The sequence below is a fragment of the Burkholderia sp. SR8 genome, assembly GCF_052851275.1.
In genome coordinates, this window is the sequence record NZ_JAULUC010000007.1 from 124,477 (window position 1) to 142,293 (window position 17,817).

The following is a 17,817-nucleotide window of genomic DNA, read 5'->3' on the forward strand; positions in this document are numbered from 1 at the left end:
CGGCCCGTCATACATGACGGCCGGAGAAGAACGTCTCGCGCTGCGTGCACATCCACAGCGGCTGCGTATCGGCGAGCGTCAGCCGACGCTGCCGCGCAAAGCCGTGCCGCGCGAGGGTATCGACGACCCGCGTGCGGCCGGCCGGGACCGCGCAGCCGACCGCGTCGGTGCGCGGATCGTCGAGAAACAGGTAATGCACGACGGACGGCAGCCAGCCGGCCACGCAGTGCGGGCCGCGCCAGCGCGACGCGCCGACCAGCATCCGCAGCCCGCGGTCGTAGTCGCGCGCGCCGACGTGCGGCGCAAGCGGGTCTTCCTTCAGCCAGTACGCCTCGACATACGCGAACGGTTCGCCGTCGAAGCAGCCGACGAGCGGCGTGACGTGCGGATCGGCATCGGGCGCCGTACCGTGGGCACCGGGCTGCGCAGCCGGCCAGCCGTCGCGCACGCGCGGCTCGTCGAACCAGTGCGCGACGCGCGCGGCGTCTTCGCCGGGCTGCCAGCCGCGCAGCGTGAAGCGCACGCCGAGCGCCGGCAGGTCGCGCGCATACACGTCGCCGCGCGGCGCGGGCGGCCGGCGCGGATGACGCCGGCCGTCGGTCAGCATCGGCAGCGTCGCGCAAGGCAGCGTCGTGCCGACGCGCCACAGATCGGCCTGCTGTGCCCAGCCTTCGCGCATGCACAGGCCGCCGTCGGCGAGCACGCCGCTCGCGCGCAGCGCGTCGAGCGCGACCGCCGGCCACGCGGCCGGATCGAGCCGGATCGCCGCATGGCGCGCGGCATCCGAAAACGCGGCCGTGAGCGCAGCCAGCAGTGCGCGACGCTGGTCGGCCGGCGCCGCGCGATGGTTGTATGCGACGAGGCGCAGCGCGCCGTCGTCGCCGAGTTGCGCGCGCAGCAGCTGCGCGCCAATGCCGTCGCCCTGCGCGACGCGGATTTCGGTGCCGTCGCGCACGGCGAACAGGCCGTCGGCGAACGCGAGGCGGTACGTGTCGAGCATCGTGAAGCCGTCCGGACGCACTTCAGCGAGCATCGCGCACCTCCTGCTCCGTTTCGGCCGAGGCATCGATACGCATGGCGAGCGCCGCGAGCGTCGGCGCCGCGAACACGTCGGCCACCGTCAGCGCGTGGCCGGCACGGGCGGCCGCGTCGACGAAGCGCACCACGTCGAACGAACTCGCGCCGGCGTCGAACAGATCGGCATCGGCCGCGGGCGCGGCCGTCGCGAACGTGTCCGACCACAATGCGGCCAGCGCGGCCGCCGTGTTCGGTGCGCGCGACGGCTCGGCCACGTGCGCCGCTCTGACCGCCGGGGCGATGGTTGCGGGTGGTGCGACGAACGATGCATCGGGCGCACCGAGCGCCGCTTCCGGCGCGCCGGCGAAACGCGCGACTTCGTCGTGATAGACGTCGACGAGCGCATCGACGAAATCGCCGTCGAGCAGTTCGTCCGCATACGAGAACGCGGCGCTCACGCGGCCGTCCGGATGTTCGACCACGTCGAGCTCGAGCGTGAACACCACGCGATGGCGCACGTCGTCGAACGCTTCCAGCGACAGGCCGGCCCAGTCGCGCGCGGCGGCGCCGGTCGGGCGCAGGTAGTTGAACATCACCTGGAACAGCGGATTGGCCCGCGCCGCACGCGGTGCGCGCAGCGCCGCGACGACGTCGGCGAACGGCACGTCGGCATGCGCATATGCGGCGAGCGCCGTGTCGCGCACCTGGGCGAGCACGTCCGCGCGGCGGGCCGCCGTGTCGAGCCGCGTGCGCACCACCACCGAGTTGATGAAGAGCCCGAGCGCGTCGCGCGCCGCATCGCCCGTCAGCTCGCGCGTCGATGCGAGCACGCCGACCGGCTGGTCGGCCGCCCCCGTCACGCGAAACAGCGCGGTGTTGAGCGCCGCGTGCAGCAGCATCGGCAACGTCGCGTGCGCGGCCGACGCGGTGTCGCGCGCCGCGCGGATCAGCGCGGCGTCGAACTCGAACGCAATGCGTGCCGCGCGCCATTGCGGGACGGCCGGCGCGTCCGCGCGCTGCGGCAGCACGGCTGACGGCAGGTCGGCCAGCGCATCGCGCCAGTATGCGATGCGGGCCGGGTGGCACGGCGCCGGCAGCACGAGCGACGTGCGTTGCGCCGGCACCGATGCCGATACCGATGCCGCGTCGCCACGCACCTGCGCGACATAGCGCGCGCGCACCGCGTCGAGCCACAGCTCGATCGACTCGCCGTCCGACACGATGTGATGGATCGTCACCGACAGCACGTGATCGTCCGCGCCGAGCTTCAGCACGCGTGCGCGCCACAGCGGCGCATCGGCCGCGAGATCGAACGGCGCGAGCGCATCGGCGTCGGTCAGTGCCGCGGCGCGGGCAAGCGCATCGGGCTGCGCGGACAGGTCGACGACCGGCAGCGCGACGGCCGTCGCATCGTCGATCCGCTGGCCGGGCAGCGTGCCGTCGCGCATCGCGAGCCGCGTGCGCAGCGCCGGATGCGCGGCCGCGGCCGCCGAGAACGCCGCACGCAGCGCATCGACGTCGAGCGGGCCACGCACGCGCAGCGCGACCGGAATGTTGTACGCGGCGTTGTCCGGCTGCGCGCGCCACAGGAACCACAGCCCGAGCTGCGCGGGCGACAGCGGCCATACGCCATGCGCATCGGGCCTGACCATCGCGACGCCCGGCGCCGCCGCACCGGCGTGCGCCGCACGCGGCGCGTCGGCCACCTGGCATGCGTACTGCGCGAGCACCGGCGCCTCGAACAGCGCGCGCACCGGCACGTCGCGGCCGAGCCTTTCGGCGACGCGCGTCGCCACGCGCACCGCGGCCAGCGAGTGGCCGCCGAGCTCGAAGAAGTGATCGCCGCGGCCGACGCGTTCGACGTTCAGCACGTCGCGCCAGATCGCCGCGAGCGCGGCTTCGTCGCCGTCGTACGGCGCTTCGTACGCACGTTCGGCACGCACCGGCGCCGGCAGCCGCGCACGATCGACCTTGCTGTTCGCGTTGCGCGGCAGCGCATCGAGCACGATCAGCTGCGCGGGCACCATGTAGTCGGGCAGCGTGCGGCGCAGATGCGCGTCGAGCGTCGCGGCTTCGACGGGCTGCGCGGCGGCCCGCGCATCGGCGGTCAGTTCGACGTAGGCGACGAGCTGCGCCTGCGCACCCTGCCCGTGCACGACCGCGCACGCTTCGCGCACCGCATCGTGCGCGGCCAGCTGCGCCTCGATCTCGCCGAGTTCGATGCGCAGCCCGCGCAGCTTCACCTGATGATCGACGCGGCCGATGAAGTCGAACACGCCATCCGCGCGACGCCGCACGAGGTCGCCGGTGCGATACAGGCGCGCGCCCGGCGCGCCGTACGGATCGGGCACGAAGCGCTCGGCCGTCAGCGCGGGACGATCGAGGTAGCCGCGCGCGACGCCGATCCCCTCGCCGCCCAGATACAGTTCGCCGATCACGCCGACCGGCAGCGGATGCAGCCGCGCGTCGAGCACGTGCGCGGTGCGCGCGCCGACCAGCGTGCCGATCGGCAGATACGCGGCGTCGCCGAGCTTCGCGAGATCGTCGCCGGGGCGGAACATCCACAGCGTCGGCGTGATCACGGTTTCGGTCGGGCCGTAGCCGTTGACGATGCGCACGTTCGGCATCGCGCGCCGCAGCATCGCGAACGCTTCGCGCGACGTCGCCTCGCCGCCGACCGTCAGCGAACGCAGCGTCGGCGGCGCGCCGTGCGCGAGCGCCCATTCGGCGAGCTGCGCGGCGCAGCCGGGCGGCACGTAGGTCATCGTCACGCCGTCGCGGATCATCATCGCGCAGGTCTGCGCGGGCGGCCACAGCACGTCGGCGGTCACCGACACGGCGGCGCCCGACAGGTATTGCGAAAACCAGCCTTCGTGCGCGCCGTCGAAGTTGACCGACTGGAACAGCAGGAACACGTCGTTCTCGGTCGCGCCGTAACGCTGCGCGATCGCCATGCAATGCCGCGCGAACGCCGCGTGATCGACGATCACGCCTTTCGGCTTGCCGGTCGACCCCGACGTATAGATCGCATACGCGGCATGGCCGGGCAGCACGTCCGGCAGCGCGACGGCGGCGGCTTGGTCGAGCGCGTCGACCTGGTCCGCGCGCCAGATGCGCAGCCCGGGCAGATCGGGCAGCGCGCCGGCGCTCGCGCCGTCGGTCAGCACGTGCGCGATGCCCGCGTCGGCGACGATCTGCGCGAGCCGTTCGCGCGGATGGGCCGGATCGAGCGGCACGAACGCGGCGCCCGACTTCAGCACCGCGATCAGCGCGACCAGCAGGTCGACCGAGCGCTGCAGCGCGACGCCGACGCGCATTTCCGGCCGCACGCCGGCCGCGACGAGGTTGCGCGCGATGCGGGCCGCGCGCGCGTCGACTTCGCCGCGCGTCAGCGCACGATCGATGTCGGCGACGCCACGCGCGTCGGGCCGCGCGTGCGCATGCGCGGCGATGCGTGCGTGCACCGGGACGAACGGCTCCGCTTCGGCGGCGCCCGCGGCCGCGTTCCATGCGAACAGTTGCGCGCGTTCGTCGGCCGGCAGCCAGTCGAGATCGCCGATCGGCAATGCCGGGCGCGCGAGCGCGTCGCCGAGCAGCGTGACGAAACGCGCGGCAAGCCGCGCGATCGCGTCGGCATCGAACAGGTCGAGCGCGTAGATGAACGCGGCGTCGAACGTTCCGTCGGGCGTCGCCTCGACGGCGAGCGTCAGGTCGAATTTCGCGGACGGCGTGCCGGACGGCAGCAACGTCGCAGACGCCGCGCCGAGCGCCGGCAGCGCGCGGCGTTCGCCATACGCGGCCATCACCTGGAACAGCGGATGGTGGCTCGCGCTGCGCGGCACGCCGAGCGCGTCGACCACCTGCTCGAACGGCACGTCCTGGTGCATTTGCGCATCGACGAGCGCGCGCTGCGTGCGCGCGACGAGCGACGCGAAGTCGCCGTGCGCGGGCACGTCGACGTCGATCGCGAGCGTGTTCACGAAGAACCCGATCAGCCCGGCGGTTTCCGCACGCTCGCGATTGGCTGCCGGCACGCCGACGCAAATCCGTGCGTCTCCTGTCGCGCGCGCGAGCAGCGCGTCGAGCGCCGCGAGCAGCACCGCGAACGGCGTCGCGCCGGAGGCGGCCGCCAACGCGCGCAGTTGCGCACCGGTGCGCGCGTCGAGCGAGAACCCGTGACGCGCACCGCGCGCGCTGCGGCGCGCCGGCCGCGCGGCCGCGCCGGGCAGCGTCAGCACGCCGCGCTGCGGGTCGAGCCGCTCGCGCCAGAATGCGAGCTGCCGATCGCGCTCGCCCGCATCGAGCCAGCGGCGCTGCCACAGCGCGTAGTCCGCATACTGGATCGGCAGCGGCGCGAGCGACACCGGCTCGCCCGATGCGTACGCGCGATAGAACGCCGCGAGCTCGAACAGCATCACGTCCGACGACCAGCCGTCCGACACGATATGGTGAACCGTCAGCGCGAGCCAGTGGTGCGTCGCGTCGAAGCGGATCAGATGCGCGCGCACGAGCGGCGCCGTGCCGAGATCGAACGCGTCGGCTTCGTCGGCCGCCGCGACGCTTTCGGCGCGGGCGATGCGCTCGCCGCCGGGCAGCGTCTGGAGATCGGTCTCGCGCCACGGACAGCGCAGCGGCGGATGGATCGTCTGCGCGACACCGTCCTCCGCTTCGTCGAACGTCGTGCGCAGCGCTTCATGGCGCGCGATCAGCGCATCGCACGCGAGCCGCAGCGCGTGCGCGTCGAGCGGACCCGTCAGCGCGAGCCGCTCGGTGATGTGATACGCGTCCGGCGCGTCGATCAGGCGCGCATGCAGCCACAACCGCGTCTGCGCGAACGACGCCGGCACGCGGTCGTGGCGCGCCGTGCGCGGCGGGATCGGCAGCACGCGGAAATCGATGCCGGCCGCGCCGAGCTTGTCGATGAACACCGCACGCTGCGCGTCGGGCAGTTGCGCGAAACGCGTCGCGAGCGCGAGCCAGTCGGGTTGAACCTTCGTCATCCGTCGTCCTTATTGGGTTTCCAGTTCGCCGAGCAGCGCGTCGATTGCGCTCGCCGCATCGATATCGCCGCGGACCGCGCACGCCGCCTCGATCGCCTGCGCGCACCGCGCGAGCGTGCGGGTGTCGAACAGCGTGCGCAGCGGCAGCGCGAGGCCCCAGTGCAGGTTCGCCTGCGCATGGGCCTGCGTCGCGAGCAGCGAGTGGCCGCCGAGCTGGAAGAAGTCGTCGTCGCGGCCGATCGCGTCCACGCGCAGCACGCGCTGCCAGATCGCTGCCAGTGCGCGCTCCGTGTCGGTCGCCAGTTCGGCGACTGCCGCAGCTTCGCGCACCGGTGCGGGCAACGCATGGCGGTCGCACTTGCCGTTCGGCGTGACCGGCAGTGCGTCGAGCTCGATCAGCTGGGCCGGCACCATGTACGCCGGCAATTGCGCACGCAGCGCATCCAGCAGCGCCGCGCGATCGAGCGGACCCGCGTCGCCGCGCGCGACATAGCCGATCAGCTGTTCGTCGCGCACGATCACGACCGCGTCGTGCACGCCCGGCGCCGCACGCAGCAGCGCCTCGATCTCGCCCGGTTCGATGCGCTGCCCGCGCAGCTTCACCTGCGTATCGACGCGGCCGAGATAGTCGAATGCGCCATCGGCGCGACGCCGCGCGAGGTCGCCCGAGCGATACATGCGCGCGCCCGGCACGAACGGATCGGGCACGAAACGCTCGGCGGTCAGCGCCGGGCGGCCGAGATAGCCGCGCGCGAGGCCCGCGCCGGCGAGATACAGTTCGCCGGTCGCGCCGGCCGGCACCGGTTGCCAGGCCGCGTCGAGCACGTGCAGCTGCAGGTTCGCGATCGGATGGCCGATCGGCACCGCGACGGCGTTCGCGTCGTCGGGGCCGCAGGTCCAGTGCGACACGTCGATCGCCGCTTCGGTCGGCCCGTACAGGTTCACGAGCGTCGCGTCCGGCAACAGCCGCGCGACCTTCGCGACGAGTTCGGGTGACAGCGCCTCGCCACTCGCGACGATCAGGCGCACGCTGCCGCATTGCGCGGCGGCCGAGAAATCGTCGAGATATGCAGCGAACGCGGCCAGCATCGACGGCACGAAGTGCAGCACCGTCACGCCGTGCGCATGAATAGCTGCCGCGACGCGGGCCGGATCGCGGTGGTCGCCCGGCGCGGCGATCGCGAGCTTCGCGCCGATCGCGAGCGGCCACACGAATTCCCATACCGACACGTCGAAGCCGAACGGCGTCTTGTGCAGTACGACGTCGTCGCGCGTCAGCTGGTACGCGTGCTGCATCCACGCGATCCGGTTCGAGAGCGCGCCGTGCGAGTTGCCGGCGCCCTTCGGCTTGCCGGTCGAGCCCGACGTGTAGATCAGGTACGCGAGCTGCGCGTCGTCGACGATGTCGGCCGGCGCGTCGGCGGCGCCCGCGTCGTCGGCGAGCAGATCGGCGACCGTCAGCAGTTGCGTCGTCGCATCGGCGCCGAGCGCGGCCTCGACCTGTGCGCGCAGATGGGCCTGCGTGATCGCGACCGCGGGCCGCGCATCGCGCAGCAGATACGCGATGCGCTCGGCCGGATAGTCGGGATCGACCGGCAGGTACGCGGCGCCGGCCTTCAGCACGCCGACGAGCGCCGTCAGCATGTCGAACGAGCGCTCGACGCACAACGCGACCGGCGTGTCCGGCCGCACGCCGCGCCGGCGCAATGCAGCGGCGACGCGCGCCGTGTTCAGGTCGAGTTCGCGATAGGTCGCGCGCCGTACGTTGCCGTGCGCGTCCGCATACTCGAGTGCGATCGCGTCGGGCGTCGCCTGCGCTGCGGCGGCGAATTGCAGATGCAGCGGCTGCCGTTGTGCGGCGGGCCAGGCTCGCGCGGTGTCCTGCGTGCGCGCGAGCGCGTCGCGCGTCGCTTCGTCGGCGATCGACAGCGCGCCGAGTGGCGCGTGCGGCGTGCGGGCCAGCGCATCGAGCGCACACGCGAACGCGCGATGCCAGGTCTCGACCTGGCGCGCATCGACGCGCGCGGTGTCGTAGCCGTAGTCGATCGTCAGTTCGGTGCCGCTTTCGATCACGAGCGTCAGCGCGAAATCCGTCGCTTCGATGCTGCGCACGCCGGTGAGCGCCAGCGCGCGCGGATCGTCGTCGCGCGCCGTATTGTCGACCGGATAGTTCTCGAACACGACCAGCGTGTCGAACAGTGCACCGCCAGCGCCGCGTGCCCAGCGCTGGATGTCCGCGAGCGGCGTATGCGCATGTTCGGCCGCCGCCGCGTTCTCGCGCTGCAGCGCCTGCAGCCAGTCGGCCGCCCGCTGCTGCGGCGCGGGTGCCGTGATCACCGGCAGCGTGTTGATGAAGAGGCCGAGCACCGTGTCGACGTCCGCGAGCGCTTCGGGACGACCCGCGACGGTCGCACCGAACGCGACGGCCGGCTGATGCGTCATCCGCTGCAGCGCAAGCGCCCACGCGCCCTGCACCACCGTGTTGACGGTCAGCTTCAGCGCGCGCGCCGTCTGCGCGACGCGCGCCGTCGCATCGGCGCCGATCGTTGCGCGCCACGTGACCATCTCGGCGTCCGCACGATCGGCGACGCGCTCGGCGATCAGCGTCGGCGCGTCGAGACGCGCGAGCCGTTCGGTCCAGAAGCGTTCGTCCGCGTCGCGGTCGCGCGTGCCGAGCCATTCGATGAAGTCGCGATAGCGCAACGCCGGGCGGCTCGCGAACGGCGACACCGCATCGGGATCGCGATAGTCGCGCAGCACGTCGGCGAGCAGCCGCGCGGTGCTCCAGCCGTCGAGCAGCACGTGGTGGCGCGTCCATACGACGCGCCACGCGTCGTCCGTCACGCGGATCAGCGTGAGCCGCATCAACGGCGGCTGGCGCCAGTCGAAGCCGCGTGCGCGGTCGGCCGCGAGCCACGCGTCGAAATCGGCGTCGAGCGTGGCGCCGCGCGTACGCCAGTCGAGCTGCTCGACCGGCATCTGCGCATGGCGATGCACGCATTGCAGCGGCGCGGCCTCGTCGGGCATCACGCTGGTGCGCAGGATGTCGTGCCGTGCGACGGATGCGTCAAACGCAGCCACGAGCCGACCGATGTCGAGTGCCGTCGCGGTCGCGACGAGCTGGTTCACGTAGCTCGCGTGGCCCGGCGCGAACAGCGCATGGAACAGGATCCCCTGCTGCATCGGCGACAGCGGATACACGTCGTCGATCGCGCGCCAGTCGAGCGGAGCGCGCTCGATCGCGGCCTGCGTGAGGCCGGCGGCCTGCGCGAGCGGAAAATCGCCCGGCGTCGCACCGCCGCCGCGCTGCACGATACGGGCGGCACAGGCATCGGCAAGATCGCGCAGTGCGGCCGCGAAGCGTTGCGCGAACGCGTCGATCGTCGCGCGCGCGAACTGCGGCGCACCGTATACCCAGTGCACCTTCAGCGTACGCGCGCCGTCGCGGTCGGTATCGAGGTACGCATGGATCGCGAGCGTGTTGCCGAGCGGCCCTTGCGGATCACGTTCGATGCCGGTGCCGCCGAAGCGCGGCACGAGGGTCGCGTCGCGCGGTGCGTCGAACTGGCCGAGATAGTTGAACGTGACGCGCGGACGCGGTACCGCTGCCAGTGCCGCACGCGTCGCCGCGTCGCCGTAGTGCGCGAGCACGCCGAAGCCGAGCCCCTTGTGCGGCACCGCGCGCAGCGTGTCCTTGACCGCGCACAGCGTGTCGCGCGCGGTGGCTTCGACCGGCAGCGTGACCGGATAGTGGCTCGTCAGCCAGCCGATCGTGCGGCTCGCGTCCGCATCGTCGAACAGCGCCTCGCGGCCGTGCCCTTCGAGTTCGACGCGGCACGATGCGGCGGCGTCGTTACCGGCGAGCGCCAATGCAAGCGCCGCGGCGAGCAGTTCGATCGTCTGCGTGCGATACGCGGCATGCGCGTCGGTCAGCGCGGCGCGCGTCAGTGCCGCGTCGATCGTCTGCACGACGACGGCCGCGTCGGCATTCGTCGCGGTTGCGTCCGGATGATCGGGCGCGATGTCGTCGTCCTGCGCCATGCCGACCCAGTACGCGACTTCGGTGGCAAACGGCGCTGCCGGTTCGGTCGCGGCGCGCGCAAGGCGTGCGGCCCACGCATCGGCGCGCAGCCCCGGCTGCGACAGGCGCGCCGGCGTGCGCTCGCATGCAGCGCGATACGCGGCGTCCAGGTCGTCGAGCAGAATGCGCCACGATACGCCGTCGACGATCGCGTGGTGGATCGCCAGATACAGCTGCGTCGAGCCGTCCGGCAGCCGCGCCGCACACGCGCAGGCCAGCGGACCGCGACCGAGATCGAGGCGGCGCTGTATTGCGTCGAAGCGCGCGACTGCGTCGGCTTCGTCGCGTGCAGCGACTTCGACGAACGGCAGCGCGTCGTACGGCTTCGCCGCGTCGGCCGCATGCCACGTGCCGTCCGCGCCGCGCGCGAAGCGCTGGCGGAACGCGTCGTGATGGGTCAGCAACGTGTCGAACGCGCGCGCGAACGCGTCGGCGTCGAACGGGCCGCGCACGTCGAACGCGACCGACTGGTTCCAGTGGCCGGGATGCGGCACGCCGAGCGCGAAAAAGCGCAGCTGCGCGGGCGTCAGGATCGCTTCGGCAGCCGCTGCGGAACGAGCCGGCGCCGGCGTCGCGGACGTCGCGGCCGGCGTTGCGGCGGCGACGTCCTCCGCCTTCGCGATGCGCGCGAGTTCGGCGACCGTCGGACCGTCGAACAGCTGCTTCGGTGTAAAGCGCACGCCGCGCTTGCGGGCGCGCGCGATCACCTGCAGCACGAGGATCGAATCGCCGCCGAGTTCGAAGAAGTTGTCGTCGCGGCCGACGTGCGGCGCCTTCAGCACCGCTTGCCACACTTCCGCGAGTGCCGTTTCGACCGGTCCTTGCGGCGCATCGCCGGCAGCGACCGTCACCGGCGCGACGGCCAGCTCGCGCAGCGCCGCGCGATCGATCTTGCCGTTCGCGGTGACCGGCAGGCGCGCGAGCGCGACGAACTGCGCGGGCACCATGTAGTCGGGCAGCGCCGCGCCGAGCGCCGCACGCACCGCCGCTTCGTCGAACGCGGCGCCGTCGCGCATCACGACGAACGTCGCGAGCCGCACGCGGCCGTCGTGTTCGATCGCAAGCGTCTCGGCCTGCGCGACCGGCGCGGCCGCGCGTACCGCCGCGCTGACCTCGCCCGGTTCGACGCGATAGCCGCGAATCTTCACCTGGTCGTCGATGCGGCCGACGAATGCGAGACGGCCGTCCGCGCGCAGGCGCACGCGGTCGCCGGTGCGATACAGGCGCGCACCGGGCGTGAACGGATCGGGCACGAAGCGCTCGGCGGTCTGCGCGGGCCGGTTCAGGTAGCCGCGCGCGACGCCCGGGCCGCCGAGGTACAGCTCGCCCGTCGCACCGGCGGGCACGCACGCGCCGAACGCGTCGAGCACCAGCGCGCGCGCATTCGGCAGCGGCACGCCGAGCGGCACGCCGCTCGCAGGGTCGCGCGCGTCGGCGGCGATCGACGCGGTGTCGCATAGGATCGCGCCGACGGTCGCTTCGGTCGGCCCGTAATGGTTGATCACGCGGCACGTCGGCGCGAGCGCGGCGATGCGCGCGACGAGCGCCCAGGTGAGCGTCTCGCCGCCGGTCACGAGCGCGTGGCGCGGCAGCACGTCGGCCGGCACGCGCGCGTCGAGCAGCGCCTGCAGGTGGCTCGGCACGATCTTCAGTACACCGACATCGCGGCCGCGCATTGCTTCGGCGAACAGGTCCGGATCGAACGCGCATGCGGCCGGCAGCAGATGCAGCGTGCGGCCCGCGCACAGCGCGCCGAACAGCGTCGTGTGACCGAGGTCGGCCGCGACGGTCGATACCATCGCGAACGACGCGTCCGGTGCGAACGCGAGTTCGTCGAGCATGCCCTGCACGTAGTCGGCCAGCGCGCCGTGCGACACGATGACGCCCTTCGGCGTGCCGGTCGAGCCCGACGTGTAGATCAGATACGCGCCCTGTTCCGGATGCGGCGCGACGCGCACGCCGGCCGCAAGCGCAAGCGTCGCGTCCTGCGCGAGCGTGTCGACGTCGAGCGGCTGCGCGTCGCTGCCGGCCGGCCATGCGGCCACGTCCGCGACGAGTGCCCAGCGCGCACCGCAATCGGCCGCCGCGGCCGCCAGACGCGCGGGCGGCTGCGCCGGGTCGAGCAGCACGGCCAGCGCGCCCGCCTTCAGCGCGCCGAGCAGTCCGGTGACGAAGCGAACCGAACGTTCGATGCAGACGATCACGGGCGTTTCGGCCGCCGCGCCGCGCAACGCCAGCGCATGCGCGATCCGGTTCGACGCGTCGTCGAGTTCGGCGAACGTCAGCGACGCCGACGCATCGGTGAGCGCGACCCGATGCGGATAAGCGGCCGCCTGGCGCGCGAACGCGGCGACGATGCCGGCGTGCTCGATGGTCAGCGCGCGGCCGTCGCGCGGCTGGCGCGTGGCCGTCGACGCATCGCAGCACAGCGCGGCCGTCGTGCGGTGCGGCTCGCGTGCGGCCGATGCGACGAGTGCCGCATAGCTGTCGAGCCACGCGCGCGCGGTATCGTCGTCGATGCAGTCGGTCGCATAGGCGGCGACGAGTTCGATCGCGTTGGCGTCGTCGGTGAAGTCCAGCGCGAAGTCGAAGCGCGCGGCGAGATCGGGGCCCGGCGTCGCGACGGCGGTCGCCCCCGGCAGCACGCTGTCGTGCCGCGCATCGAACTGCTGCGCGAATTTCACGCGCAGCCATTCGTCGCCGCGCTTGACGGGCGGCTTCACCGCATCGACGACGCGCTCGAACGGCACGTCCTGATGCGCGACCGCGTCGAGCGCCGCGGTGCGCGCCGCATCGACCAGCGCGCGGAACGGCAGCATCGGCGCAACGCGCACGCGCAGCGCCACCGTGTTCAGGAACAGGCCGAGCAGCGCGCGCGTTTCCGGGCGCTGGCGGTGCGCGACCGGCACCGCGACGACGACGTCCGTTTCACCGGTCAGGCCCGACAGCCATGCGTCCAGCGCGGCCAGCAGCACCGTGAAGACCGTCGCCTGCGCATCGCGCGCGAGACGCCGCACGTCGGCCGCGACTGCATCGGGCAGGCGCACCGATACGCGCGCGCCGTGCAGCGTGCGCGTCGCACCCGGCTGACGGTCCACCGGCAGCGCGAGCGGGCCCGGCACGTCGCGCAGCGCGCCGCGCCAGTAGTCGAGTTGACGTTCGCCTTCGCCGCCGGCAAGCATGTCGCGCTGCCAGTCCGCGTAGTCCGCGTACTGGATCGGCAATGCCGGCAGCGACGGCTCGCGGCCTTGCGCGTATGCGCTGTACGCGGCCGACAGTTCGTCGAACGCGCAGCGCGAACTCCAGCCGTCGGTAATCGCGTGATGGGCAGTGAGCAACAGCCGGTGACGGTCGTCGGCGAGCACGACGAGCGTCGCGCGCAGCAGCGGCCCGCGCGACAGATCGAACGGCGCGGCCGCATCGCGTTCGGCAACGCGCGCGGCATGCGCATCGCGTGCGGCCGGCGGTTGATCGCGCAGGTCGACCGTCGCGATCGCCACCGGCAGATGCGCATGGATGCGCTGCATCACGATGCCGTCGTCGTTGTCGACGAGCGTCGTGCGCCACGCGTCGTGCCGCTCGATCACATGATCGAGCGCGCGTTGCAGTGCGGCACGGTCGAGCGTGCCATCGACCGTCCAGTGCGCGGCGATGTGATACGCGGCGCTCGCATCGCGCGTTTGCGCGAGAACCCAGAAGCGTTGCTGCGCGAGCGACGCCGCGCGATCGACGTGCTGCGCATTCGAGGCGGCGGCATCGGCCGGCGCCCGGCGTGCCGAAATCGCGGCCAGCGGCTCGCCCGTTTCGCGTTCCGCACGATCGACGTGCGCGGCCAGCTCGGCCAACGCCGGATCGGCGAACAGCACGTCGAGGCGCAGGTTCACGCGCAGCGCGGCGCGGATCGCGGCCTGCAGCTGCATCGCCGCGAGCGAATCGGCACCGAGCGCGAGGAAGCGGTCGTCGCGCGACGGCGACGTGTCGAGGCCGAGCAGCGTCTGCCAGAAACCGGCGATCTGCCGTTCGGTCGGCGTGCGCGGCGCGTCGCCCGCCGGTTGCCCGGCATCGCGCACGGCGGCGATGCGCTCGCGCAGCGCGGCACGGTCGATCTTGCCGTTCAGCGTATACGGCAGCGCGTCGCAGCGCACGAACCGGTGCGGCTGCCACGCGGCCGGCAACTGCGCGCCCACATGCGCCTTCAGCGCCGCATCGTCGGCTGCCGCGCGCAGCGCGACGCAGGCGATCAATCGCGTCTGGCCGTTGCCCGTTTCCGCGATCACGGCCGCATCGGCCACCGCCGGATGCGTGCGCAGGCATGCGGCGATCTCCGCGGGCTCGACGCGCACGCCGCGCACCTGGACCTGATCGTCGAGCCGGCCGAGATAGTCGAATGCGCCGTCGGCCCGCAACCGCGCGAGGTCGCCGGTTCGGTACACGCGCGCGCCCGGTTCGCCGTGCGCGTCGGGAATGAAGCGTTCGGCCGTCAGCGCCGGGCGGCCGTGATAGCCGCGCGCGACACATGCGCCGCCGAGCAGCAGCTCGCCGCCGTCGCGTGCGTCGCTCGACTCGCGTTGCGCGTCGCGATCGATGCGCGCGACACGCGGGCCGATCACGCGGCCGATCGGCAGCGACGCATACGCATCGCCCGCGGCCAACACCGGCGTCTCGCCCGGCTCGACCGGCCACAGCATCGGCGAGATCACGGCCTCGGTCGGCCCGTAACCGTTGATCAGGCGCACCGACGGGAACGTGCGGCGCACGAACTCGAACGCTTGCTGCGGCAGCGCTTCGCCGCCGAACGCGAGCACCCGCAACGCAGGCGGCACGCCGTCGCGCGCGGCAACTGCCGCGAATTCACGCAGATACGCCGGCGGAAACGCGGCGACGCTCACCGACTCGCGGACCATCAGCGCATGCGCGGCATCCGGCGCGAACGGCTGCGGCGGCGCAATCGTCACGCTCGCGCCCACGGCCAGCGGCGCGAGCCAGCATTCGTGCGCGGCGTCGAAATTGACCGACGCGAAATGCAGCAGACGATCGCCTCCGGCGATCGGCAGCGCGGCCGCGAGCGCATCGCAATGCGCGGCGAGCGGCCCGTGCTCGACGACCACTGCCTTCGGCGTGCCGGTCGAGCCCGACGTATAGATCATGTAGGCGGCCGCGCGCGGATGCGCGGGCGCATCTTCGTCGTCGATGAAGCCGGCGGCATGCTCGTCATCGTCCGCTGCCGACGTCGCCTCGAACGCATGCTCGAACGGCACGCCGAGCGCCGCGCGGCCGGCCGCATCGACGATTCCGTGCCGCAGCTGCGCGTCCTGGACGATCCAGTCCAGACGCGCGGCCGGATGACGCGGATCGAGCGGCACGAACACGCCGCCCGCCTTCAGGACGGCCAGCAGCGCGACGAACAGCTCGCACGAGCGTTCGACGCAGACGCCGACCCGCACCTCCGCGCCGACGCCGGCCGCGCGCAACCGGCGGGCAAGCTGCGACGCGCGTGCGTCGAGCGCGCCGCGCGACAGGCGCAGGTCGTTCTGGAAAGGCGCGGCGAGCGCGGGTGCGTCGGGCGCAACGCGCGCCAGTTCGCGGATTCGGTGGTGCAACGCAGTCGGGAAACTCGTCATGTGCGTGAAGTCCTTCGGTCCGGCCGCTTCGGCCAAGTCTCGGGGCCGCTTGGGCGGCTTCACTGGTGTGACGAACGGCGCGGGCGATTTTTTACCGTTTTGCGCGCAAAGTCCGAACGAACGCATTTTTTGAACGCATCGCTAAATATTTGCGCGGCCCGTTCGTCTATCAGGAGGGAAAGCCGCAACCGGGCCCGGCCCGCGCGCCGCTTTCGCGTCAGTTTTGCCGTTTCCGCATGATTTGCCTGCCCTTCATTTACCGACGTTGCCGATGACCGCCGCCCACGAGCCTTCTTCCCCGCCGTCCCTCGACGCTTCTGCCGGCCGCCCCGCGGCCCGCCTGATCCTCGCGCTGCTGCGCGAAAGCCGCGCGTCGCTCGCGCTCGCGCTCGTCGCCTGCGTGCTCAACGGCGTCGCGAGCGTGCTGCTCGTCGCGACGCTGAACCGCGCGCTGGCGACGCCCGGCGCCGCCGATGCGGCGCTCGCGTGGCGCTTCGCGCTGTGCGCGGTGATCGCGCTCGTCACGCGGATCGTGTCGGGCACGCTGTTCGCGCGGCTGTCGCAGGACACGATGGCGCGGCTGCGCGTGCATCTCGCGCGCCGCGTCGGCGCGGCCGAGCTGCGCGACATCGAGCGAATCGGTGCCGCTCCGGTGCAGTCGGTGCTGACCGACGACGCGACCAACGTGTCGATGCTGTTCTTCGCGCTGCCGAACCTGGTGATGCACGGCTCGATCGTGTTCGGCTGCCTCGGCTATCTCGCATGGCTGTCGTGGCCCGTGTGCGTGCTCGCGCTGACCGCGATCATCGCGGGCTCGCTCGGCTACCACACCGGCGACCGGCGCGCGATCGCGTCGCTCGAGGCGGCCGGCCACGCGCAGGACCGCCTGTTCGGCTACCTCGGTTCGCTGTTCTCCGGCGCGAAGGAGCTGAAGCTGCATGACGCGCGCGCCCGCCAGTTCGTCGACGGCCAGCTCGGCGCCGCGATCGGCGAAGTGCGCGACCATCGGCGCCGCGCGTTCAGCGCGTATGCGGTCGGCGTCGGCTGGATCATCTTCCTGTTCTACGTGTTCCTCGGCGCGGCCGCGTTCTGGCCGCAGCTCGGCGTGCACGCGGATGCGGGCTCCGCGGCCGGCTACGTCGTCGTGTTCCTGTTCATGCTGGTGCCGCTCGACGGGCTGCTGAACAACCTGCCGACCGTCAATGCGGCGCGCGTGTCGCTCGGCCGCATCGAAGGCGTGATGGCCGAGTTCGGCGCGCTGCGCACGGTGCCGCCCGCGAGCGACGCGCCCGACGTGCCGCCGGCCGGCGCGGTCACGCTGCGCGGCGTCACGCATGCGTATTTCCATGAGCGCGACGAGCGGATGTTCCGGATCGGGCCGATCGACCTGACGATCCGGCCGGGCGAGCTCGTGTTCATCGTCGGCGGCAACGGCAGCGGCAAGACGACGCTCGCGAAGGTGTTGACGGGGCTCTACGAGCCGGAGGAAGGCTCGATCGAGGTCGACGGCCGCACGATCGGCTGGCGCGAGCGCGCCGCGTACCGGCAGCGCTTCAGCGCGGTGTTCAACGACTTCCACCTGTTCGATGCGCTGCTCGGCATCGTCGATCCGGACGATCCGGCACGCGCGCAGGCCGACGCGCGCGCGAACGCGCTGGTCGCGAAGCTCGCGCTCGATCACAAGGTGAAGGTCGTCGACGGTGCGTTCTCGAACCGCGCGCTGTCGACCGGGCAGCGCAAGCGGCTCGCGCTCGTCGTCGCGTATCTGGAGGACCGGCCGTTTTATCTCTTCGACGAATGGGCGGCCGACCAGGATCCGTCGTTCAAGGCCGTGTTCTACGAGCAGCTGCTGCCCGAGCTGCGCGCACGCGGCAAGGCGGTGATCGTGATCACGCACGACGACCGCTATTTCGATCTCGCCGACCGGCTGCTGAAGCTCGACAACGGGCAGATCGTCAGCGACACGACGCCCGCGCGGTCGCGTGCGCGCGATGGTGCCGACGCGCTGAGCGCGTAAGCGCAGGACGGCGACCGCCGCCTGCGCGCGGAGAATCCAGTGCGGGGGCGGCCATTCCACTCGCGCGTTCAGCGTATCGGG

The 17,817-nt window shown here is 72.5% G+C and carries 4 protein-coding genes; 1 reads left to right on the plus strand and 3 read right to left on the minus strand.

Annotation, left to right across the window (positions count from 1 at the left end):
• Window positions 1-7 precede the first annotated feature (7 nt).
• From Q3A80_RS11230 to Q3A80_RS11240, 3 genes are read right to left on the minus strand one after another with little or no spacing between them, the layout of a single operon-like run.
• Window positions 8-1,033 (minus strand): GNAT family N-acetyltransferase, encoded by a 1,026-nt coding sequence (locus Q3A80_RS11230; protein WP_446329114.1) that lies wholly within the window; start codon window positions 1,031-1,033, stop codon window positions 8-10.
• Window positions 1,023-6,017 (minus strand): amino acid adenylation domain-containing protein, encoded by a 4,995-nt coding sequence (locus tag Q3A80_RS11235; RefSeq protein ID WP_446329115.1) that lies wholly within the window; start codon window positions 6,015-6,017, stop codon window positions 1,023-1,025. Before Q3A80_RS11235 ends, Q3A80_RS11230 begins: the two co-directional genes overlap by 11 nt.
• 9 nt (window positions 6,018-6,026) lie before the next feature.
• Window positions 6,027-15,719: an amino acid adenylation domain-containing protein gene (locus Q3A80_RS11240; RefSeq protein ID WP_446329116.1), complete on the minus strand. Its 9,693-nt coding sequence runs from the start codon at window positions 15,717-15,719 to the stop codon at window positions 6,027-6,029.
• Between the two features lie 271 nt (window positions 15,720-15,990).
• Between Q3A80_RS11240 and Q3A80_RS11245 the strand changes: the two genes are divergently transcribed.
• Entirely contained in the window at window positions 15,991-17,736 is a 1,746-nt protein-coding gene (locus tag Q3A80_RS11245) for a cyclic peptide export ABC transporter (RefSeq protein WP_446329117.1), read from the plus strand.
• The last annotated feature ends 81 nt before the right edge of the window (window positions 17,737-17,817 follow it).